Annotated in this window: 14 protein-coding genes; all 14 read right to left on the bottom strand. The window is 35.8% G+C overall.

Annotation, left to right across the window (positions count from 1 at the left end):
• Positions 1–132: 132 nt before the first annotated feature.
• Positions 133–1320 carry a pectate lyase gene (pelA, locus tag FDM27_RS04500; RefSeq protein ID WP_140485363.1) on the bottom strand — a complete coding sequence of 396 codons (1188 nt, stop codon included), beginning with the start codon at positions 1318–1320 and terminating at the stop codon, positions 133–135.
• A 30-nt stretch (positions 1321–1350) separates the two neighbouring features.
• Entirely contained in the window at positions 1351–2022 is a 672-nt protein-coding gene (locus FDM27_RS04505) for a LamG-like jellyroll fold domain-containing protein (RefSeq protein WP_140485364.1), read from the bottom strand.
• Between the two features lie 106 nt (positions 2023–2128).
• On the bottom strand, positions 2129–3796 hold the full coding sequence (locus FDM27_RS04510; protein ID WP_140485365.1) for a glycoside hydrolase family 28 protein: 1668 nt from the start codon (positions 3794–3796) through the stop codon (positions 2129–2131).
• Positions 3797–4050: 254 nt separating this feature from the next.
• The gene (locus FDM27_RS04515; RefSeq protein WP_140485366.1) at positions 4051–6477 is read right to left on the bottom strand and encodes a DUF4982 domain-containing protein; all 2427 of its coding nucleotides are present in this window, start codon (positions 6475–6477) and stop codon (positions 4051–4053) included.
• A gap of 89 nt (positions 6478–6566) precedes the next feature.
• A complete protein-coding gene (locus FDM27_RS04520; protein WP_255510475.1) occupies positions 6567–7640 on the bottom strand; it encodes an arabinogalactan endo-beta-1,4-galactanase in 1074 nt (357 codons plus the stop codon).
• Between the two features lie 12 nt (positions 7641–7652).
• Positions 7653–8798, bottom strand: a complete 1146-nt coding sequence (locus tag FDM27_RS04525; protein WP_140485367.1) for a SusE domain-containing protein — start codon at positions 8796–8798, stop codon at positions 7653–7655.
• A gap of 31 nt (positions 8799–8829) precedes the next feature.
• Positions 8830–10428 carry a RagB/SusD family nutrient uptake outer membrane protein gene (locus FDM27_RS04530; protein ID WP_140485368.1) on the bottom strand — a complete coding sequence of 533 codons (1599 nt, stop codon included), beginning with the start codon at positions 10426–10428 and terminating at the stop codon, positions 8830–8832.
• Between the two features lie 11 nt (positions 10429–10439).
• Positions 10440–13424: a SusC/RagA family TonB-linked outer membrane protein gene (locus FDM27_RS04535; RefSeq protein ID WP_255510476.1), complete on the bottom strand. Its 2985-nt coding sequence runs from the start codon at positions 13422–13424 to the stop codon at positions 10440–10442.
• A 236-nt stretch (positions 13425–13660) separates the two neighbouring features.
• Positions 13661–17704, bottom strand: coding sequence for a hybrid sensor histidine kinase/response regulator transcription factor (locus FDM27_RS04540; protein ID WP_255510477.1), 4044 nt, complete (start codon positions 17702–17704; stop codon positions 13661–13663).
• Positions 17705–17839: 135 nt separating this feature from the next.
• Positions 17840–19141, bottom strand: a complete 1302-nt coding sequence (fucP, locus tag FDM27_RS04545) for an L-fucose:H+ symporter permease (RefSeq protein WP_140485370.1) — start codon at positions 19139–19141, stop codon at positions 17840–17842.
• A gap of 20 nt (positions 19142–19161) precedes the next feature.
• Positions 19162–19605 (bottom strand): MaoC/PaaZ C-terminal domain-containing protein, encoded by a 444-nt coding sequence (locus FDM27_RS04550; protein ID WP_035661941.1) that lies wholly within the window; start codon positions 19603–19605, stop codon positions 19162–19164.
• Positions 19606–19697: 92 nt separating this feature from the next.
• Positions 19698–20765: a Gfo/Idh/MocA family protein gene (locus FDM27_RS04555; RefSeq protein ID WP_140485371.1), complete on the bottom strand. Its 1068-nt coding sequence runs from the start codon at positions 20763–20765 to the stop codon at positions 19698–19700.
• Between the two features lie 2 nt (positions 20766–20767).
• Positions 20768–22015, bottom strand: coding sequence for an ABC transporter substrate-binding protein (locus tag FDM27_RS04560; RefSeq protein ID WP_255510478.1), 1248 nt, complete (start codon positions 22013–22015; stop codon positions 20768–20770).
• 119 nt (positions 22016–22134) lie between these two features.
• Positions 22135–23271, bottom strand: a complete 1137-nt coding sequence (locus FDM27_RS04565; protein ID WP_140485372.1) for a CaiB/BaiF CoA transferase family protein — start codon at positions 23269–23271, stop codon at positions 22135–22137.
• Positions 23272–23274: the final 3 nt, after the last annotated feature.

Consider the following 23274-nt stretch of genomic DNA (forward strand, 5'->3'; position numbering starts at 1 on the left):
ACCAAATATTTATTAGTTTCATAATAATAAAGTGTGAATTATACACTATTTGACACAAAACAATAAAGGCTATAAACTAAAACATAAAAAAAGACAGCTCTCACTGTCTTTTTTTTCGAAAAATCAAATTTTTTATTTCTTTAACACATTATTAGCCGGTGCATATTTCTGTTGCCAATCCGGATATTTGTCCAATACTTTTTGAGGGCTGGAAGTGTACCAGGCATAGCCATTGCGACGTTCTACACTCACCTCAGCCAGGGAATACAACAACTCACTGTTTCTGTCTGAAAACAAAGGTTTATTCGTACCCAACTCATAATAACGCGTCCAGATAGGTGCCGCAGCAGGATCGGCTACAGCTCTGACATCTCTTTTTACGGTTTTATATTTAGACTCAAATGCATCAATTTCAAAAGACTCAATTCGGGTGTTATAAATTTTCGAATCTTCAAACCATTTTACAGCACTTTGTATTGATTGAATAATTCTTTCGTCTGGATTTTTGATTTTCATCAAAAACAAAACAACATCCACACTTTCGGCGTTGCAAATACTTGGTGGTTCAAATTTTCGAGCCCATGCAGGAGCTAAAGTTACCTCATCGTGTTGTTGACACCAGGCGGTAAGTCGGCCATTATCCTTAATTTGCATGTTTAAAATACAATCCAGTCCTTTATTGTATGACTGTAGCACTTTCGACTTAAACGTTTCATCTAAGAAAGTAAAATTAGGATTGTTATGGACTATTTTGTCTAATAAATTCATAATTCCCATATACGCTCCATCATTTAAAGTAATATGACGGCTGTAATTTTTTTCCAATGGGAAATATTGTGGCCAGCCACCATTAGCATATTGCGCATCAAGGATAAACTGAATTCCTTTTTGACAGGCTTCCTTGTACTTTTCAATTTTAGTGGCTGTATATACCTGAGCTAAATAATACACATGGGTATAAGTGGTTTCGTTGTCAAAAGTAGTATGTAAAATAGCTTTGGTTGATGCTACTTTTTCAGCTTGTTCCGGTGTAAGAATCGCTTTCATATCATAATTCTTAGGCCAGCCGCCATTAGCACGCTGAAAAAGAATCATATTATCGGCAATTTTAGTGTAATCGGATTCGGGATATTTAGGCTGATTAGGAACCGGATCGACTAAATTAGTCGGATCTTTTATTCCGTACCAATGTCTTTCGCTGTCGCCAAATGGTTTTGTAGAAATAACATCAGCATCTTTTTTGGTTTGGGCATTTATAATACTATTCGATAACACAAATACCATCAGAAATACCAAATAATTTCTTTTTTTAGTGGTCATAGTTGCTATCATTTTAAGGTTGGTTATAACTTAGAGTTTTAAAAACTGATTTGGTTTAAGCACTTCGGGCGAAATTTGGATTTTATAAATAGCTCCTTTAAACCAGGTGACTTTATTCATTCGCACCCCGATAGAAGTTTGTCCTTGTTCAATAGGATGAAACGCATATTCTTTATGCAATTCCTGTTTTCCATTGACATAAGTGGTCAGACTATTGGGTGTAACCACAAAAGCCACATGATACCATTGGCCTAAAGGATGCAATAATTCTTCGGTTGCCAAAGCCAATTTCACTCCTTTGGAAGCCACAAAACTATCAAAATACCAATTGTTATCCAGCACACGAATCTCTAACAACATTCGGTCGCCTGTACTTTCGCCTATTTGCAAAATGCGTTGTTCAAAAATGCCATTGCTTTCGGGTTTAAAAATCATTTCGACAGTAAAGGATTTTAAACCTTTTAATGGCATTTCTTTTAAAAACAAGGCATCGTCAATTCCATTAAAAGCAACTGCATTTCCGTAAGGAGATAAAACCATTGTTGGGTTTCCTAAAATTGTGGTTTCCTCAGTTTTGTTTTGAAGCAAAGAGGCAACCAGCCATTCAGTCTTTTTATTCGAAAAAGGATTTGTATTTTGAGCTTTCGAAACAAAAGAAAAAATCAGACAAAGCAAAGCTGTACATACCGAAGTTATTTTCATTCTTTAAGATTTAGAAGGAATAAAAAGGTTTTCTGAGGAATTTTCCGGGATAAAAAAATCTCCAAAATCAGCTGACTTTGGAGATTTCGGATATTTTAATTTATATTTAAAATTTTACTGCTTTTTTAGGAACTTTTGCTCCGATAAACGTTTTCTTAGACAAATCAGAAGTTGTTAAATCGATATTCTCAGAAGCTGCTCCATTGATAGTAACCGCTTTTGGAGAAGTCGAATTGAATTCCACATTTTTAAGCGACAAATTTTTAGCATTATAGATATCAAATACGGCGGTGTCTTTTAAATCTATAGCTGCATTTGTAATTTTAATTCCTTTGGCATCAATAATAGTAAACCCTTTGTCTGCCTTTACTTTCAAGTTAGAAATTTCAATATTTTCCAGATTCATTTCAGGCAAACCTTGTAAAAAAACGGCTTGATTAGCTCCTGCAATAGTGATGTTTTTCATCGAAATATTCTTAAACTGTGGCGTTTTTTCATCAACAGGAATCATTTTATTCTCTACTGGAGTTCCACCTTCTTCCAGCGTTTCGGCAATTGATTTTCCGCCATAATACAAATTGAAAGAAATAGCTTGAGAAGGAATATTGGTCATGAAAATATCCGAAATAAAGATGTTTTCAACAACTCCTCCGCGACCACGATTACTTTTAAAACGCAATCCCACATCAGTTCCCATGAAAGTACAGTTAGACACATGCATGTTTTTTACCCCACCGGACATTTCGCTGCCTACAGTAACTCCACCATGACCGTGATACACAATATTGTTTCTAATAATCAGATTTTCACATGGAATTCCTCTGTCGCGTCCGTCTTTGTCTTTTCCTGATTTAATACAAATAGCATCGTCACCTACATCAAAACTGGAGTTTTCTACCAATACATTTTTACAGGATTCTACATCAAGACCGTCGCCGTTTTGAGAAAACCAAGGATTACGAACAGATACATTTCGAACAATCAAATCTTCAATCATTAACGGATGAATGTTCCAGGCAGGTGAATTTTGGAACACAGGCCCATCAAATAATACTCTTTTACTGTTTTGAATGCTTACCAATACCGGACGAAGAAAATCATGAATTTTTTCGAAATCTTCTTTGGTTTTCAAGTCCAAACGTACATTTTGATCTGCACCTTCAGAAGCATTCATAAAAACTTCCGATGGATACCAGCTGGTTTTAGATGCATTAAGCACACCACCTGAAGCAATAACTTTTTTCCATTGACTTTCTGTCATCTTGCTTTTTTTAACCTGTCTCCACACTTCGCCTGAACCATCCCAGACTCCTTTTCCGGTAAAAGCAACGTTTTCTAAATTCTTACCATAAAGTGGCGAAATACAACGCCAGGTATTTAATCCTTCAAAACTGGTTTCTACTAATGGATACAAACTTTTGTCAGGTGAAAATTTGATCAATGCTCCTGCTTGTGCATGCAATTCCAGATTGCTTTTTAAAATAATAGGACCCGTTAACCAGATTCCCGGAGGAATAATCACTTTTCCACCGCCTTTTTTAGAAACAGCATCAATAGCTTTAGCAAAAGCTTCTGAATTTAAAACATCACCACCACTTACAGCACCAAAATCTTTGATATTTACGGAATTATTGGGTATAACCGGTTCTTTGACTATTGCCATTTTAAATTCAATTCCTTCGTAATTTGCATTTTGTGCTACGCTGTTTTGCGAAAAGCCCGAAAGCATAATAACAAAAGCAGCAAAAAGTAAATTTCTTGATTTTTTTCTCATTCTTATTTTTTTAGATGTTATTTTTTGAATTTAATGACGAATGTAATCGATTGTCCTACAAATGTATTTAAAATTAATTGATTTATGACCAATAAGCATACCACTCTTTTCGATACTTTATTGTTAAAATTTATATCCGGAAGAAAACAAGCTATTTTGATAACAAAAATTGGAGTATTCATTTAGAAATTCGGCAACAAAAAAGCCCTCTTTCCATTTCTGAAAAGAGGGCTTGGTGTTTTTATTAGTAATGCTTAATTAGTAGTGCTAATACTTAATGTTGCAGTTTTTAAACCTTTTCCACTAACGGTTAATTCCATAGTTCCGGCTTCTTTTAGAGATTGTACTGTAACCACTAATTTCCCGCTAAATAGTTTCATTGTTGGCAAATGAAATTGTTCTAACGAAGTTGCATCGCCATTACAAGCTGCTTTATACTTTCCTTTTCCTTTTACTTTAAATTGTAATTGATTAGTAAGTGTAGGACATGGCACTCCATTTTTATCTACTACCGAAACAGTAACATAAGATAAATCTTTTCCGTCTGCTTTTATGGTTTTTCTATCAGCATCCAATACAATTTGGTATCCTTTTCCAGCGGTATGAATTTCCTCTTCGGCAACCGCTTTTCCATTTTTATCAAAGGCAACTACTTTCACTGTTCCCGGTTCGTACTTCACATCCATCCACATTAAACGGTATCTGTTTTGTGGTGTTGTGTTATTCTTTTTTTGAATTCCCATACTTTTTCCATTTACAAAAAGCTCAGCGCTATCATAATTGGTGTAAACAAATACCGGTGTCACCTGACCTTCACGTCCTTCCCAATTCCAATGCGGTAAAATGTGTAAGGTTTCTTTTTCGGTATTCCAACGGCTTCTGTACAAATAGAATCGGTCTTTAGGCAAACCTGCCAAATCACTAATACCAAAATAAGAACTACGGGATGGCCATTTCTCATCATAAGGAGTAGGCTCTCCTAAATAATCAAAACCTGTCCAGACAAATTCGCCTATAACCCATGGCTTATCATCTTGCAACACAAAATCCTCATCAGGCACATTAGACCAACTACAGGCTTCCAAATCATAAGATGAACTCTGGAAGTCTGGGTATTGTTTATTTTTTTCTTTTACCACAGGAAATTTATAAATCCCTCTTGAACTTACGGTAGAAGCCGTTTCAGAACCTAAAATAAATCCTTGTGGGAATTTCTTAAATGCCTCTTCATACAAATGCACTCGATAATTTAAGCCCGGAACATCTAACAAAGCTCCAAAACCGGACTCCATAGTAGCCTTAACCTGATCCATACCTACTGTAACCGGTCTAGTCGGATCTTCACGGTGGAAAATTTCCTGTAACCATTTGGCACGTTTTACTCCGGCTTCTCCCCATTGATCAGGAACTTCATTTCCGGAACTCCACATTACAATAGAAGGGTGATTTCTGGTGGCATGAATTAAATTAACCAAATCTTTCTCGGCATACGCTTCAAAAAAGCGGTTGTATCCATTCTTAACTTTTGGCTTTGCCCATTCGTCAAAACTTTCAGCTAGGAACATAAATCCCATTTCGTCACACAATTCTAATTGCTCCAATGATGGCATGTTGTGGGAACTTCTAATGGCATTACAACCCATATCCTTTAAAATAGTCAATTGACGACGTAAGGCTGCCACATTTATTGCTGTTCCCAAAGGTCCTAAATCGTGGTGCAGGCAAACTCCTTTAAACTTTCGTACTTCGCCATTTAAACTAAATCCTTTATTAGCTTCATATTTTATGTCACGAATTCCAAAACGGGTAGTCACCTCATCTTTTAACTGATCTCCAACAAACCATTGCGAAACGGCTTTATACAAATAAGGACTTTCCGGACTCCACAACTTGGGATTATCAACCTTGATATTTTGATCGAATTCATTCCCAAATTTTGTTGTTGCCTTATCTGAACTTAGTTTTTGTCCATTGGCATCAAAAATGGTAGTCACTAAATAGCCCTTTTCACCTGTAGCCTTTGTTTTAACGTTTACTTTAGCAACCTCCTTGCTAATAAAAGGCGTTGTAATAGTAGTTCCCCACTGATCAATGCTTTCCTTATTTTTAATGATAAGGCTTACTTTTCTGTACAAACCGGCACCCGGATACCAACGGGAAGCAAATTCTTTGTTGGTTAACTTTACCGCCAGGGTATTCTCTCCTGCTGAAATGAAATCAGTGATATCAAAATAAAAATAGCTGTAACCATAAGCCCATTCGCCCACCTTTTTACCGTTTAAATAAATCTGTGGTTCGCTCATGGCACCTTCAAAAAGCAGAATCACTTTTTTTCCTTTCTCGGCAGCCGAAATCGTAAATTTATTTCTGTACCAGGCCGTCCCAATATGAGGTAAAGCACCTGTTCTTCCTGTTTTTTCAGAAGCCACTTTTTCACCATTCTGAACAATGGCTACGCTCTGTTTGTCTATTTCTTTATCGAAAGGACCGTAAATTGCCCAATCATGAGGCACGCTCACTTTTTCCCATTTTGAATCATTAAAATTGGTTTGGGGAGCATTTTCGAAATCTCCTTTTTGAAACTTCCAGTTCGAGTCTAATTCTCTAACTGTTCGTAGCTGAGCAAGGGAAATTTGTGTAATTGTTAAAAATACAATTAGAATATTTATCAATTTATTCATTATCAATCTGTCTAATTATTTAATATTATGATACGAAAAGATTTTTATCTTTTTTCAATGTAACTTTATTAAGCTATTCTATCAATAAATTATTCTTTAAATGCATCTAATGCCTTTGATGGTTTTCCATCAGCTCTCCAAGCGTTTAATTGGTAACCACTCCAGGATTTTTCTCCTTCAGGTTCCCAATAAATCACACCTAAACCTTTATTATTTGGCACAGCTTTAACCGCCTTAATAACGGCAGCTATCATGTCATGAGTATTTTGTTCCAAAGTATAATCACCGCCAACTTCCACAACCATGACTTCTTTTCCGTATCTGGAAACCATATCATTTAGATTATTTTGCAAGTCGGAAATAGTCACTTTATAGTCACTATTTATCCAATATGGGTAATAGGACATCCCAATTACATCATACTTTACATTATTTGCTTTGGTATTATCAAAAAACCATCTGAATCTTCCATTATCGTTTCCTTTATCAATATGAACAATTACCTTGATTGACGGATTGACGGCTTTTGTAGCCTCATAACCTTTGTTCAAAAGCTGTGCAAGCTGACCAAAATTAGCTGATTTCCCTTCCGGCCACAACATACCATCAGGAATTTCATTGCCCACCTGCACCCATTCTGGTGTTACTCCAGCCGTTTTTAGTGAAGTCAAAACATCAAAAGTATGTTTATAGACATCATTTAATAGTTCCGTAAAAGAATGATTTGCCCAGGCAGCGGGTTTAGCTTGTTTTCCGGGATCGGCCCAAGTATCACTGTAATGAAAATCAATCATGATGCGCATTCCTAATTTTTGAGCACGAACAGCCATCGTAACGGTTTCGGCCGGACTACAATGTCCGTCTATTTTATGATTGGAAGGATTTACCCAAACACGTAATCTTATGGTATTTATTCCGCGGTCTTTCAATAATTGCAGACAATCTTTTTTGCTTCCATCAACATCATAAAATTGATAGCCTGTTGCTTCCATTTGTGACAACCAACCCACATCGGCTCCTTTTGAAAAAGAACCATTTTCGGTAATTGGTTCAGTTACTACAGGATCTTTTTCTGTACTTCCAGCATCATTCTGACAAGATGCTAAATTAAAACAAACTAATGCTACAAATGTCTTGATATAAAATTTCATTGTTTTTTTCATCGGTCGTCAAATTTATTCTAAAGTAATTGTTTTATCAACTCCATTAATCGTTAATTTATAAGTTCCCGGTGTACCTGTAAATTTAAAATTGGCATCACCACTTCCGTCACTTACTAAATTAGCGTTGATTTTAAAACCAGCATCTTTATAATAAGCATAGTTATTTTTAGTATCCCAAGTATTAAAAGCGTGAAAAAATCGGAAAACATCATTTGATAATGTAATAGATGCAGACCAGATATTTGGCGTAGCCTCAACAAATTCGATAGTACTAACTGCATTAAAATTCCAGCCACCAGGTACAGCCCCTCCTACTGCCCAAAGAGAGCTGGATGCTGTTAATACAATTGTCTTTTTAGTATTATCAATAGTGATTGTGTAAATCCCCGGAGTTCCAACAAATTTAAAGTTTTCATTATCTAAAGCATCTTCTAATTTAGCGTCAATTGTATAGCCCTGTGCTTTGTAGTAGGCGTATTTTAAATCGGATGACCAATTTCCTGATTCCTGAAAAAATCTAAAATTACCGGTAGTTAACCTAACTTTTGCCTGTAAAACATTATTTTCACATTTCATTTCACCGGTAGTTTTAAAATTCCAACCTATATCAGTCAAGGCTGCTCCAACTGCAAAAAGTGATGGACAAGTATTTCCTGTGGCAACAGTTTCGATCCATTTAATACTAATTGGCTGTATTACCGAGAAGGTTTCATTAGCACCTGTAGTACCAGCAGTAGCTTTTACTCTAAAATACACCTGACCGGTATTATTTGCCGAACCATCTGTATTTGTCGTTAATGGGTCATCATCAAGTTTTAAATCTTCAGCAAATTCTAACAACTTAGCAACGGTAACAGCCAAATTATTTTCGCTTGTAGCACCAATAACTTTAAAAGTGGTAAAACTTTCATGAATAGAACCTTGAAGCTCATACGAGATATTTGTTGGAACTCCAAAATCTGCCGACTCCCAAATAAATCGATCTGCCACATTTTCTTTTGTAGATTTTGACAATAAATAATTAGCCGAAAAAGAGTTAGTAAATGCTATACCATCAACATCTGGTTTTGCAACAAAAACGGGTGAATTATCGTCTGAACAAGCATTTAAACTTACTAATGTTATAAATGCTATGAATAGTATGATTAGTTTTTTCATTGTATATATCTTTAATTTTTTTATCTATTTTTTAATAACCTGTGTTCTGTTTAAGATTTGGATTAGCAGCGATGCTTGCTCTGGGAATTGGAAATACCTTGTATATATCGCTAATTGCAATACCACTAACCACACTCCCTTTCCAAGACCAGTTGTATGTTCCTCCGGTAAATTTTCCAAAACGAATTAAATCCTGTCTTCTGTGAGCTTCACCATAGAGTTCTACCATTCGCTCATTCAGAATTAAATCTAAATTGAGGTTACTAACAGTTATCAATTTTGTATTATTTGCTCTGCTACGCAATAGATTAATATAATCTTTTGCTGTTGTCAACGAACCTCCAGTGCCTCCTCTAAGAACTGCTTCGGCATACATTAAATAAACATCAGCCAATCTAAACATAGGAAAATCGGTATCTACAATTTCAGTTGCTGAACCGTTTGCCCCTGTAGATGTTTTATTAGACCATTTTGCCGTAACATATCCGGTTCCATAATTGTCCATACTGGTCATTTCAATGGTTCTGTCTTTACTGATAATGGTATTTCTGTTATCATTGTCATAGTCTCCATTTAGCATGGTTTGGGAAAACTGTTTCGTTACTCTCAATCCTCCTGCCCATCCTGCAACTCCAAAATCAGCTCCGTTTTGTTCTAAAGATCCTACCTGAGCATTAACCATTACAGTAGTCGGACCATAATTTTGAGTTACCACTCCATCAGAAACAATAGGGAATATAATTTCGTTTCTGGCAGCACCGGTATGGTTATCTGCCTTGAAATTGTTTGCATATAACGGGTTTAATGAAAATCCTGCATTGATAATATCTTTACAATAACTAAGACACTGATCGTATTTTTTCTCTCCAATGAAAACTTCTGCATTCAAATAAATTTTAGCCAGTAACATCCAGGCAGCAGCTTTATCGGCTCTGGCATATTCATTTTGAAGTGGGTTTTTCAAATCCGGGATTATCGCTGTCAATTCTGATTCTATAAATTCAAATAACTCAGGACGACTATATTCTGGCGATTGATAAGCTCCTACCGGATCATTCTCGGTAACAAAGCCCGCTTTACCAAACAAATCCATTAAATGGTAATAAGCTAATGCTCTTAAAAATCGAGCTTCGGCTCTATAGGTTTTAATTTCGTTACGCAATTCGGCACTAACCCCTCTACTATTCAACTTAGCGTCAGATGTTTGACGAAGATACTCATTGACAAAAGCAACCTCTGTCATGCATCTTCCGAAAAAACCTCTAATAACCACATTATCTGAAGTCCATGTATTGCGATTTAAGCCTCTTAGACCCGGATCATTTTCCCAGGACCATTTAACCTCATCAGTAGTTAATTCCTGTAAATTCCAAAAACCTCTTCCATATTGACTTGTTCCCGCATCTAAACCTGATATATTAGAACTACCCGGTCCTGATGCTCCTGTTAAAGACAAGTTCCCATAAACTCCCGCCAATCCTTCTTTATAAGATTCCGGAGTAGAATAGAAATCATCAACCAAAAGTACATTAGGGTCTTTAGCATCAATATTAAGATCATTTGTACATCCAAAAAGTACCAACAGCATACCCAGAATGTAAATTGTTTTATTTTTTATTATATTCTTCATATTGTTTCTTTTTAAAATTTCACATTAGCTCCTACCAGGAAAGTTCTTGGTCGGGGAGTTATTGAATTATCAATTCCGTTAGAAAATACCTCAGGATCTAAACCTGAATACTTTGTAATAGTAAATACATTTTGCACACTGGCAGACAAACGTATAGAGGAACTGGAGTTAAATATATCCTCAAATGTGTATCCAAGGCTTACATTATCCATTTTTAAAAAGGAAGCATTTTCAACATAATAATCAGAAAGTAATACGTTTTCGGTAGATTTAAAATTAGTATCTAAAACTGAAGTGGGTAAGTTTGACACCACCGAACTGTTTCTTAATAAATTGTATTGCGCTCTTGTAGCATTAGCACCATTATATACGTAATTACCCAAACTCGCTCTCATATTAAAAGAAAGGTCTATGTTTTTATAATTAATATTTGATGCAAATCCCATAGTTACCGTTGGCATACCATTATGGTGTATGTACAAATCAGCATCATTAATGATATTATCAGCATTCAAATCGGCATAAGCACCTTCAATTGGTTTACCATTGGTATCATAAATTTGTTTGTATACATAAAATGAAAAAGGAGTGTAACCTACTCTGTGTATTTGAGCAGTAGATCCGCCACCGGCACCAGCACCGGTTGTACCTACTAACTGATCCTGACCTAATGCCAGACTTTTAATTTCTGTTTTTATAAAAGTGCTGTTGAAATTAACATTCCACTTCAGTCCGTTTTTATTTTTAATAATGTCGGCACCTACAGAAAACTCAAGACCCTTTGAAGTAAAATTACCGATGTTTTGGAATCCTGAATTACTAAAATTGGAACCGTCTGAAATAGCGGCATTGGCAAGCAAATCGTTAGATTCTTTATAAAAACCTTCTACCGTAGCTGTTATTCTGTCATTAAGAAATCCGAAATCAAGACCAGCATTGTAAGTTGTGGTTTCTTCCCATTTTAAATCTTCATTTCTAAATTGCGGTATAGCAATAGGAGTTACTGTACCCCCAAAAATATATTGGGAAGTTGGTAAACCTGTACTATATCTTGACATGTACAAGTCTAAATTAGCTTGCCCAATATCTTGCTGACCTGTTACTCCCCAACCTAATCTTAATTTTAAATTAGATAGCGTTTTAGACTCTGGGAATAGATCTTCTTTAACTTTCCAGGCAAAGGCTGCAGAAGGGAAATTACCCCAACGATTTGATTCGCTAAAACGGGATGTACCATCTCTACGATATGATACTGTAAAGAGATATTTATCATAAAATGAAAGGTTAGTTCTTCCGAAAAACCCAATTAAAACCAAGTTTGGATCTATGTTTAAAACAGGAGCACTATCAACACCATCGTTTAATAATTCATTGGTATTGTATCTTTCATTGGTGAATTTTTGATACGAATAACCCGCTGTAGCTTCAAAATTTAGTTTCCCGAATTCTTTTTTATAAGCGAAATAGCCATCCATTAAATAATTGCTTAGCTCGTTAGAATATTCTGAATGAGATCCTATAATACGTCCGTCGGCCTGAGAAAGCGGATTTTTATCGGAGACTTTTGTAAAACCATCGGCTGTGCTTTTATCCATACCTAAGTTTAACACCGCAGTTAATTCAGGTAAAAAATGAAAATTATAATCTAATTTCACATTACCATACAACCTTTTCACTTCACTTCTGCTATTGCGTTGCATTAACTCAGCAACCGGATTCAATGGGGCGCGTTCAGTTAAATCACTTTTATTAATAACACCGTCATGATTGTCTTTATAATATTGGAAGTAACCTCCAAAAACAGAATTGGCATCATAAACAGGCTGCGTAGGATCAAAAGTTATGGCATTGCCTTGTTGTCCTGAAGCAAATCTGTTTTTTTCCAAAGAAGCATTAACATTAACACTAATTTTTAAATGATTATCAAACAAACTTGGATTTAAGGTTACAGAACCCGTGTTGCGCTCAAATTCCGAAGTTAACATCAATCCATTTTGTAATGTTCTTCCAAAAGAAGCTCTCGATGGAATTTTATCAAACAACATTCCATTTACCGAAACATTCGTATTTGAAGAGATACTGGATCTGTAAATTTCTTTTTGCCAATCGGTATTTGCTGTTCCTAATAAGGGCAACAAAGTTGGATCCTGTACACTTACCAATTCTCTTAATTCATTTCCACTAAAGACATCCACTTTATTAGCAAGGGTGTTTACACTCATGCTCATATCTAAAGTAGCAGAAAAGGTTTTAGTCCCTTTCTTCAAAGTAATAATAATAACTCCGTTTGACGCTCTGGAACCATATATAGCAGTAGCCGAAGCATCTTTTAAAACTGAAAAAGATTCAATGTCATTTGGATTAATCGAACTTAATATAGAACGTGAACCTCCTATTGAATTATTATCTACAGGCATTCCATTAATTACAATCAAAGGATCATTTGATGCTCCTAATGATGCTCCCCCACGAATTCTAATAGTAGATCCCGCTCCCGGATCCCCGCCTGTTGTAATGGATAAACCTGCCACACGACCTGTTAAAAGATTTTCGGCAGTAACAATATTTCCTTTATTAAAATCTTTAGCAGTTACTGAAGTTACTGATCCTGTAGCATCCTTAACTTTTGTACTACCATAACCTATCACAACTATTTCATCCAGTTTTTGAGTATCCTCTATTAAACTAATATTAATAGTTTTGGATTTTGCTGGCATTTCGACCTTTTGATATCCCATATAAGAAAACACCAAAACATCATTCTGATTCACTTCGATTTGATATTTACCATCTAAATCGGTTGTGGTTCCAAGATTGGAACTCTTGATAATTACACTCACTCCGGGAATAGAAGCGGCAGTAGTCGCATCTTTAACAATTCCCGAAATTTTTAATTTTTGACCAAAAGAAGCTATGGAAAAACATAAAAACAACCCGATAAGAAAATGTTGTTTTACATTAAAATACCCCCTTTTTTTTCGATAGCGGTTCATCATAAATAATTTTTTAAGTTAGTTTGTTTAGTTTTTAATATGTATTTCTTTTTTTATCCTCACTGAAAATCATACATACTAAATAGATAGGTGCAAGTACCTGGATTATCTAAGTTTTGATGTGGGTCAGTTTCATTGATTAGGGGTGAAGAATTCGTTGCTTTATGCAAAAAGCACTGAATTTTAATCAAATACAAAAAAAATATTCAAATAAATTACATATAACTTAAAAAAAGACTTTATGATTTTAAGAATTCGGAAGGGTTCTTTTTAAACTTTTCTTTGAATAATTTACTAAAATATTTTCGATCTGAATAGCCGACCTTATAACAAGCCTCAGAAACAGAATATCCTAAATCTTGTATCAACTGTTTTGCAATAGACAATCTATAGTCACGGATAAATTCAACATAGGAGAGTCCTGTTAATGCTTTTATCTTTTTGTACATTACCGAATGGCTCATCCCAATTTCTTTGGCAACAATCTCGGCTTTCAGATTATTGGATTCTAAATTAGGTTCCAGACTTTTATACAGTCTTTCTAAAAACAGTTGATCTGGAGAACTAATAGCTAATTCTCTTGGATTTAAAAGATTATCATTTATGATTTTTTCCCTTATTAATCTTCTATTGTTAAGCAAATTAGTGATTCTTGCTTTTAACAATTCCTCATCAAAAGGTTTGGCTATGTAATCATCGGCTCCGGTTTCATAGCCTTCCATGGTGTTTTTTAAGGTAGTTCTTGCCGTTAAAATAATGATTGGAATATGACTGGTGAATGTATTTAATTTCAATTTTTTGACAAATTCGATACCGTCCATAACAGGCATCATAACATCACTTATTATTAAGTTTGGAAACTCGTCAATTGCAATTTTTAAACCCTCCTCACCATTATAAGCCTGAAGTATATCATAGTCATTACTCAATATTTCTTTTAAAGATTCCTGAATCTCTATATTGTCTTCAACAATTAAAATCGTCTCTTTTTTGACTTCGCTTTTTACTATTTTTTGCTTTAATTGCTTAATAGTTTTTGATTCCTGATTACTTAAAACATCATTTTTCTCAATTTCAACATCATAGAAATGAGCATTCGATTTTAGCAGTTTTACTTCAAAAACACTTCCTTTATTTTTCTCACTTTTAACATCAATTGTCCCCTTATGGAGTTCTATAATTTCTTTTGCAATAGATAAACCAAGACCAAATCCTGATTTTTCATCGGTTTCTGCATTTTTAATCTGATAAAAGCGATTAAATATTTTACTCATGTGTGATTCAGACATTCCTATACCGGTATCCTTCACTATCAAATAAACAGCATCATTATCCATTTCAATTTCAACACTGATGGCTCCACCGTTTTTAGTAAATTTAAAAGCATTGGTAAGCAAATTATAAAGTACTTTTTCAAATTGATTTTTATCAAACCACAGTTCTATTTTAGGTTTTTCAGAATGAAAAGTATAGTCGATATCCCTATCGGAAGCAATTTCTGAAAAGGACAGAAAAATCTCTTTACAATAAGAAACAAAATCACCTTCGGTAATTTTTAAACTGATATCATTAGCTTCCAGCTTTCTGATATCCAAAAGCTCATTTACCAATTGAAGTAATAAATTACTGTTCTTACGAATAGTATGTGCCGATTTTATTTGTTTGCTTTCGAGCATTTCGCCCTTATCAAACAACCTGTTTATAGAACTTAAAATTAAGGTTACCGGAGTTCTGATTTCATGGGAGATATTTGTAAAAAACTGCTGCTTCAACATATACAATTCGTTATCCTTTTCATGAGTCAATTTCTCAAACTCAAGATTGGCTTTCAAGCGTTCCCAAGCGATAGTATACTTTCTGAATAGATAAAACAAAAACACCAATACAATACCATAAATTAAAAAAGCCCACCATTGGAACCAATAGGGTTTTAAAATATGAATTTTTACCGAAGCATATTCTTTTCCCCATTGCCCGCCATTTTCTTTACTTTTAACTTTGAAAATGTATTCTCCCGGAGACAAGTTAGTATAAGTTGCTGTTCTGTCTTTTCCAATATCACGCCAGTCTTCATCAAAATTTTCCATTTTAATAGCATACCCACAACTATTAGAAAAAGGAAATTGTAATGCCGAAAATTCAAAAGTCAATACATTCTGATTGTGATCAAGAGTGATTTCGTCTGTAAATGCAATATCTTTTGTTAGAATTCCATTTTTATCAATAGCGACTTCCTTATTAAATAATTTAAAATTAGTCAGCTTAACCTTTGGTGGTTTACTGTCTACTTCTATTGTTTTTGGATTGACCTTAACAACCCCGTCAATTCCTCCAAAATAAATCCATCCTTTTTCATCCTTAAAAATAGAATTGATATGAAATTCGGAGGACAATTTAGACAACATATTAAACCTATTGGTAAAATAACTGTAGTTTATAATACCTTGTTTTGTACTGAACCAAATGGTATTATTATCATCTTCGATAATTCCTGTTACAGTTTGGTATTTGATGTTATCATTTTTTTCAAAACGTTCAATCTTATTGGTTTTTAAATTCATTCGATTGATACCACCACCGGCAGTACCAATCCATAAATAGCCTTTGGAATCCTTACATAAGGAGAATATGTTGTTGTTACTAATGGTAGCAGGATCTGAATCTTTGTATTTGTAATAGCGAAAAAGTCCTTTTTTAGTGTCGAATAGATTTAAGCCTCCTCCAAAAGTAGCAATCCAGATTTTATCCCCATCGGGAACCATATCAATCAGGTTGTCATTGTTTACGGTTTTGTTATTATTGGCACTTTCTCTATAACTAATGAATTGCTCTGTTTTAGTATTAAAATAATTCAAACCTCCTCCCCAGGTAGCTATCCATAAATTATGGTTTTTATCCTCAATAATATCTCTTACATCATCATAACTTATGGAACTTTTATTTTTAAACTCATGCTTGTACTGTATAAATTGACCGGTTTTTTTATTGAACTTAACCAGTCCGTTTTTAAAGGTTCCTAACCACAATGTACCATCTTTAGTTTCTGTTATTTTCTGAATGTAATTCCCTTTGATGCCTGAATTATGATTCTTTTCGTTGTAATATTTAACTTTATTAGTGGCTGTGTTAAATACGGTCATTCCTTCGCCATCCAATCCCAGATACAATTCCTGATTACTTTTGTAAATTGAAAGTACCGGCGACGGATTTAAACCTACAATATCACTAAATAACAATTCACTCCTGTTTTTTTTATCCAAAACGCTAATACCATTCCATGCCGTACCTATCCAGATATTTGAATCGTTATCATCCATTATGGAATAAATGGCATTTCCTGAAAGCGAGGTTTCTAATTGTGAATTATACAAATAGTTGTGAATTACAGGATGATTGGTATTAGGATACTCCACTTCCAGAAGACCATTACCATCAGTACCAATCCATAAATTATTTTTACCGTCTAACTCTATAGAACGAACAATATTTATTTCCTGCTTTAAGGCTAGATTTTCCTTTAAGAAATCGGAAAACTTGTGTGTGGCCAAATCAAACAACAACAAACCACTGCCACTGGTTCCTATAAGAATTCTGTCAGGATCTAAAGGAGAAATCACGTTTATGAAATCCGAAACTTGTATTTGTTCCGATTTAATTTGATGGAATTTTTTTTCAGTTCTGTCAAATAAAAACAAACCATTCCCAAAAGTACCTATCCATAAATCCCTGTTTTTATCTTCATAAATACTGGTGATACTATTGCTTTTTTTGGTTTGATTGTTACTGAATTGATTGGTATAAGAAACAAATTGTTTGTTCACAGGATTAAAACAGCACAATCCTTTTTCTGTCCCAAGCCAAATAAGTCCTTTTGAATCTTCAATCAGCGTACTAACATTGTTAGACAGTAATGATTTAGGATTGTTGGGGTTATTTTTAAATATTTGGAAAGTATCATTTAGAGGATTATAATAGTTCAATCCTCCTCCAAGAGTGGTAATCCAAATTCTGTTTTTACTGTCAATTAAAATATCCGAAATGTCATTAGAGCCAATAGTACTGTTTCTTTTGTCGTACACTTTAATCCCCAGGCCATCATATCGATTGAGTCCATTATTAGTCCCTATCCAGACAAATCCATCCTTTTCTTTAGCCATACTGGTAATTCTACCATTTGACAATCCGGTCGATTGATTGATTTTTTTAAATACAACCTGCGACTGGGAAAGACAAATTGATATCCCTAAAAAAAATACGATAAAGAAGTTTAAAAATATTTTCACAATTGGCCGGTATTAGAATTTATAAAATTAACTACTTTCTAATTCCTAATCACAATAAGCAAACAAGTTATTACAAAAAACCCGACCGCTTTTTGAAAGCGGTCGGGTTTGATTATTTATTTTATAAAAATGTGACTAAGCTACTTTTTTCACCTTATGCCCAAAGACACCAAAGTAAAGAATAATCAAAAAGCACACTAACGGAATCAAATATCCTGATTGAATATCGTCATGATTCATGTCAATCAAAGTTCCCATTCCATAAGGTAAGATAGCTCCTCCCACGATAGACATTACCAACCAGGAAGAACCTGTTTCGGTATTGCTTTTCAAACCTACTAAACCTAAAGAGAAAATCGTTGGGAACATAATCGACATAAAAAATCCGATAGCGCCTAATGCATAAATCACATAAATACCGCTTCCGTAAATCGCCACAGCACAAAGAATCGCACTCAAAACCGCATAAATAGAAAGCAACACATAATCCTTAACATATTTCAAAAAGAAAGTTCCTATGAATCGTCCAGCCATAAATAACACTCCATAAAGTCCTAAATAATAAGCCGCGGTAATTTCATCCATATTAGCACCTTGTTCCGCCATTCTGATAAAGAAACTCGTTACACACACCTGAGCTCCCACATAGAAAAACTGTGCTATCACTGCCCAGCTCAAATGACGATGTTTTAAAACTGAGAAAAATCCGGGTTTCACTTCCACCTCAGTATGTTCCGGTTTCATCGATGGCAGGTGCATGAAATAAAACAAAATCGCTACCAAAACTAATATCGTTCCTAAAACAATATAAGGCATTTTTACTGCTGATGCTTCGCCTGCTAAATAAGCTACTCTTTCTGCATCAGGCATAGCAGCCATTTGCTCCGGAGTAAAACTTTTTCCCGAAAGAATAAACATCGAACCCACAATTGGCGCTACCATTGCAGCCAAACCGTTAAAGGAAGCAGCCAGATTCAATCGTTTAGACGAAGATTCGGGTGGACCTAAAATAGCAGCATACGGATTGGCACTGGTTTCCAGAATCGTCAATCCGCAACCAATAATAAATAAGGCAACTAAAAACAATTCATAAGCCTGAGTATCTGCTGCTGGTACAAACAAAAAAGCACCCGTTGCAAAAACCAGAAGTCCGATGATAATACTGTTTTTATAACCTACTTTTTTAATAATCATTCCCGCCGGAATGGCCATCAGGAAATAAGCCAAAAACACCGAAGTGTCAATTAATGTAGACTGACGGTTGTTTAACTGACAGGCTTTTTTAAGATGAGGAATCAAAATTGAATCCAGATTGTGAGCCATTCCCCAAAGGAAAAACAAACTCGTTATTAAAATAAAAGGCAATACATAATTTGGCCCTTGCCCCTTTTCGGTAGGCACTGAATGTTGGTCACCCAACTGATTGGTTACTTGCATGTTTTATATTTATTGGTTGGTTAATTTTTCCTTTTTACAAGTAATAAATGGTCACAAACCATCACTACTTCGCCTCTTTGGTTAATAATTTCTAAGTGCTCTGTTACTGTTCCCATCTCCGGTCTTTTAGCATCACCTTTCTCTGAAATGGTAATCTCTGAGTGAATTGTATCGCCAATATGTACCGGTTTTACAAAACGCATTCTGTCATAACCCTTAGAAAAAGCTTCCGGATTAATCTCCGATGCCGTCAATCCTACCCCAATGGCAAGTACCATCGTTCCGTGGGCAATACGTTGTCCAAAAGGTTGTGTTTTACACCATTCTTCATCCATATGGTGCGGAAAAAAATCGCCTGTGTGTCCTGCGTGCACCACAAAATCAGTCTCTGTGATGGTTCTCCCCAGCGTCACGCGCTTTTCTCCTAATTGGTAATCTTCAAAAAATGTTGATTTAAAATACATATTTTTAGTTTTTTAGTACTTAGTTGTTAGTCCCTAGCAATTAGTGTAGCCTCAAAAAACTAAGGACTAGGGACTAAGGACTACATTTTGTTTTATAATTCTCCCAATGAAATGCCCCCATTTCGATTGCTGACATAACAGGCTTCTACCACTTTCATGGTTCCCAGTACGTTTTCTACGCTGGCATACAATTCGCTGTCCGAACCTTCTTTGTAGCGCATCAGATTAGCCATGGTACCCACGAAAGCTTCCGGAAACCAGGAACCTTCCAGTTGTACTTTTTTCCATTCGTACTTTCCGGCTTCGTTTTGAACTGAATATTCAAAAACATCTTCTAATCCGGCAGGATAATTCATCAATAATCCCATCTTAGCCTTAACAGCTCCTTTAGTTCCTTCCCATTTAATGTAGCTTTCTTCATGCTCCGGTCCAAAATGATGGTCGTGATTGGTATTGATTACCGCACGCATCGTATCTCCATAATCCAGAATAATAGTCGAACGCGAAGAAGATAAATCTTTCGATGGATGTCTCCAGGTTTTAGCCAAAACACTTTTTGGATCTCCAACAAACGAACGGATACAATCAATATAATGTACAGAGTGGAATAAAATCTCTAATCGCGGATGTACTTTAACCAACGGGAACAATTCCCAAGGCGTATTCACGGTCACCTTAAATTCCATATCATACAATTCTCCAATGATTCCTTCATTAATCAAATAACGAGCCGCAGCCACAAAAGGAGCAAATCGCAATTGGAAATTAATAGCGCCTACCAAATTTTTTCTTTCACAAACTTCCAAGATTTCTTTGGCTTCAGCCAAATCATTTCCCATTGGTTTCTGAATTAAAACGGCAGCTCCATCAGGCAACTGCTCTAATATTTCAATGTATTGTTCCGGCATAACCGTAATATCGTAAACAGCATTGGCAGGAGCGTGTTGAACAGCATCCGCCACTGTTTCAAAAACATGAGGAATTCCAAATTCCGCAGCCATTGCCTGAGCTTTGGCAAAAGTCCTGTTGGTAATCCCAAAAACTTCGAATCCTGCCATTTTATAAGCAGGCAAATGCGCATCTTTTACAATTCCACTAGCGCCAATAATTACTATGGGTTGGTTGGTTTTTGGCAGTTCTGGTTTATAAGGAATTTGCATAATTATAGTATTTTTTCAATTTCTATTTGTGTGTCTTTTAATAAATCTGCCGATGGAATATTTGTTTTTAATGCCTTTAAAACCATCTGGTCTATCAGTATGGCAATGTCTGGCCAAACTGCTATTTGAGGTAAGGTCAGAGCATTTTCATGCAAACTTTCCAGCTTGTGGTAATAAGGAATGGTGGCATTGATTTCGGCATCTTTCCATGTCGATTTTCTGCAGCCTATTCCGCCTTCATTTGTCAATAATTTGTCACTTTCGGCAGTGGTGGCAAATCGTAAAAAGTCGTAGGCTAATTTTTTGTTTTTACTTCCGGCTCCTATGGTGTATAACCAATACACATTTAACGAAGCGGTTTTTCCACCCACAGCAAAAGGCAAAGTGGTAACATCTACTTTTCCTTTTACTTTCGATTCGGCAATGACTTCACACATGGAAGCAAAACCAAACCAGTTAATGGTCATGGCTGCTTCACCATTGGCGAAAGCCATACCGGCTTCGACAGAACCAAAATCGGCAGAACCGGGATGAACGGCAGCGGTATTTTTAACGATATAACGGTAATAATCTAAGGTGTCAATGGCGGCCTGTGTGTTAATATCCATTTGGTTTTCGGCATTCAACAAGGAACCTCCTCGGGTCCACAAATGCAGACAAAAGTCGAAAACCATATTGTGTCCATCAGGATAATTGGCAAAAACACAGCCGTATAAATTTTCGCCTGGACGATTAAAAAAAGTAGCAATTTGCTCGAATTCCGTCCAGGTTTTAGGTGGTGCTAATTCGTAACCAAACTGCTTTTTGAAATTCTCTTTTTCTATCGGATTTTCGAATAAATCTTTTCTGTAAATCAAACATTCAGGGCCGTCGTGAAAAGGCAATCCATAAATCCCTCCGTCAATTTCCTGTAAATGCAACAACGAATTGTGCCAGCCTTCAGGAAAATCCTGAGGTGCTTTTTTAGCAATAAAAGACGTTAAATCCTGAACTGCATTGGCCTGAGCCGCATCAAAAATCCAGTCGGTGTTGATGTGGGCAATATCCCAATCGCCTTTTTTCAAACCTCCTTCGGTGATGGTTTGTTCGTACAAATCGTGCAATTCCATGGGAACCATTTCGACCGCAATACTGATATCGTATTTTAAACAAAACGCATCCCATAATTTGTGTAAGGCACTTTCAAAAGGCCCAAATTTCCTAACCGCGATTCTAAATGTTGTGTTTTCCATTACTATGTATTTTTCCATTATCCAACGGATTAAAATCCGTTGCTACAATATGTCTCGTCCGCTACAGCGGACTCTCACATTACGTAATAGAGCCATCGGCTCGACCCATTTTGTAAGGCTGGACTTTAGTCCAATTTCTAAACTAAAAACTCCTTAATAATTCGCTCGTTATCCTGACCCAACTTTGGCGAAGCCTTACCCGAAGTAAACAATTCCCCATCAATTCTAATTGGACATCGGGTTGTTTTATAACTGTAACCGTCTATCATTTCCACTTGTTGAACAAAGTCTAAAACCTGAAATCCTTCCTGAGCAAAAAGCTGCTCGTAGTTCAACACATTGGCACACCAAATATCAGCCGGTTCTAAAATATTCAACCAATATTCTGAATCCTGTGTACGCAAATGCGCTGCTAAAATAGATTTAATATCGTCTCTTAAGGTAAATTTATTTTCCGGGAATTGCTTCAAATCGTCACAAGACAGCAATTCGGCTAAAACGGGAATAGAACCCATAGCCAAACTCATGTAACCATTTTTAGTCTCGTAAATTCCGTAAGGCGCACCTAAATAAGCATTGGCATTATTTGTTTTTGTTCTTACAGGCAATTCGCCACCGTCATTAAAGAAAGTTGTGATGGTTTCAAACTGAAAATCAAACGCCGATTCCAGCATACTTACTTCAACCAAAGCACCTACATTCTGGGTTACTTTTCGATATAAAGCCGCCAAAATCCCCTGAGCCAAATGCGCTCCAGCCAACATATCGACAATAGACAATCCCATAGGAACCGGACCATCGCCTTCGTTTCCTGTTAGCCAGGTCAAAGCAGTTAACGATTGCAACAACAAATCCTGTCCCGGCAAATCTTTAAAAGGACCTTTCGAACCATAACCACTTATCGAAGCATAGACTACATTAGGATTTATCTTTTGTACTTCTTCATAACTCAGTCCGATGCGTTCCATCACACCCGGTCTGAAATTATGCATCACCACATCGGCTTTTGCCAACAATACTTTAAGTTTTGCTAATTCCTCCGGCTGTTTAAAATCAATCGCGAAGGATTCTTTATTTCGGTTGATTGTATGAAAAACAGACGATTCTCCGTTCATTATCAAATCCGAAGTATATAAGGTTCTGCAAATATCACCTGTACCCGGTTTCTCAATTTTAATCACACGAGCACCCAAATCGGCCAAGCGTAAACTTGCCGAAGGCCCCGAAAGAAACTGGCTGAAATCTATTATTAAATAATCTTCTAATGGTTTCATCTT

It is taken from the genome of Flavobacterium sp. GSA192 (genome assembly GCF_006386525.1).
In the GTDB taxonomy this organism is placed as follows: domain Bacteria; phylum Bacteroidota; class Bacteroidia; order Flavobacteriales; family Flavobacteriaceae; genus Flavobacterium; species Flavobacterium commune.

Bases quoted from the DNA above. Each gene is read 5' to 3' on its own strand.
- pelA (WP_140485363.1), bottom strand. From the start codon at position 1,320: ATGACCACTAAAAAAAGAAATTATTTGGTATTTCTGATGGTATTTGTG.
- FDM27_RS04505 (WP_140485364.1), bottom strand. From the start codon at position 2,022: ATGAAAATAACTTCGGTATGTACAGCTTTGCTTTGTCTGATTTTTTCT.
- FDM27_RS04510 (WP_140485365.1), bottom strand. From the start codon at position 3,796: ATGAGAAAAAAATCAAGAAATTTACTTTTTGCTGCTTTTGTTATTATG.
- FDM27_RS04515 (WP_140485366.1), bottom strand. From the start codon at position 6,477: ATGAATAAATTGATAAATATTCTAATTGTATTTTTAACAATTACACAA.
- FDM27_RS04520 (WP_255510475.1), bottom strand. From the start codon at position 7,640: ATGAAAAAAACAATGAAATTTTATATCAAGACATTTGTAGCATTAGTT.
- FDM27_RS04525 (WP_140485367.1), bottom strand. From the start codon at position 8,798: ATGAAAAAACTAATCATACTATTCATAGCATTTATAACATTAGTAAGT.
- FDM27_RS04530 (WP_140485368.1), bottom strand. From the start codon at position 10,428: ATGAAGAATATAATAAAAAATAAAACAATTTACATTCTGGGTATGCTG.
- FDM27_RS04535 (WP_255510476.1), bottom strand. From the start codon at position 13,424: ATGATGAACCGCTATCGAAAAAAAAGGGGGTATTTTAATGTAAAACAA.
- fucP (WP_140485370.1), bottom strand. From the start codon at position 19,141: ATGCAAGTAACCAATCAGTTGGGTGACCAACATTCAGTGCCTACCGAA.
- FDM27_RS04550 (WP_035661941.1), bottom strand. From the start codon at position 19,605: ATGTATTTTAAATCAACATTTTTTGAAGATTACCAATTAGGAGAAAAG.
- FDM27_RS04555 (WP_140485371.1), bottom strand. From the start codon at position 20,765: ATGCAAATTCCTTATAAACCAGAACTGCCAAAAACCAACCAACCCATA.
- FDM27_RS04560 (WP_255510478.1), bottom strand. From the start codon at position 22,015: ATGGAAAAATACATAGTAATGGAAAACACAACATTTAGAATCGCGGTT.
- FDM27_RS04565 (WP_140485372.1), bottom strand. From the start codon at position 23,271: ATGAAACCATTAGAAGATTATTTAATAATAGATTTCAGCCAGTTTCTT.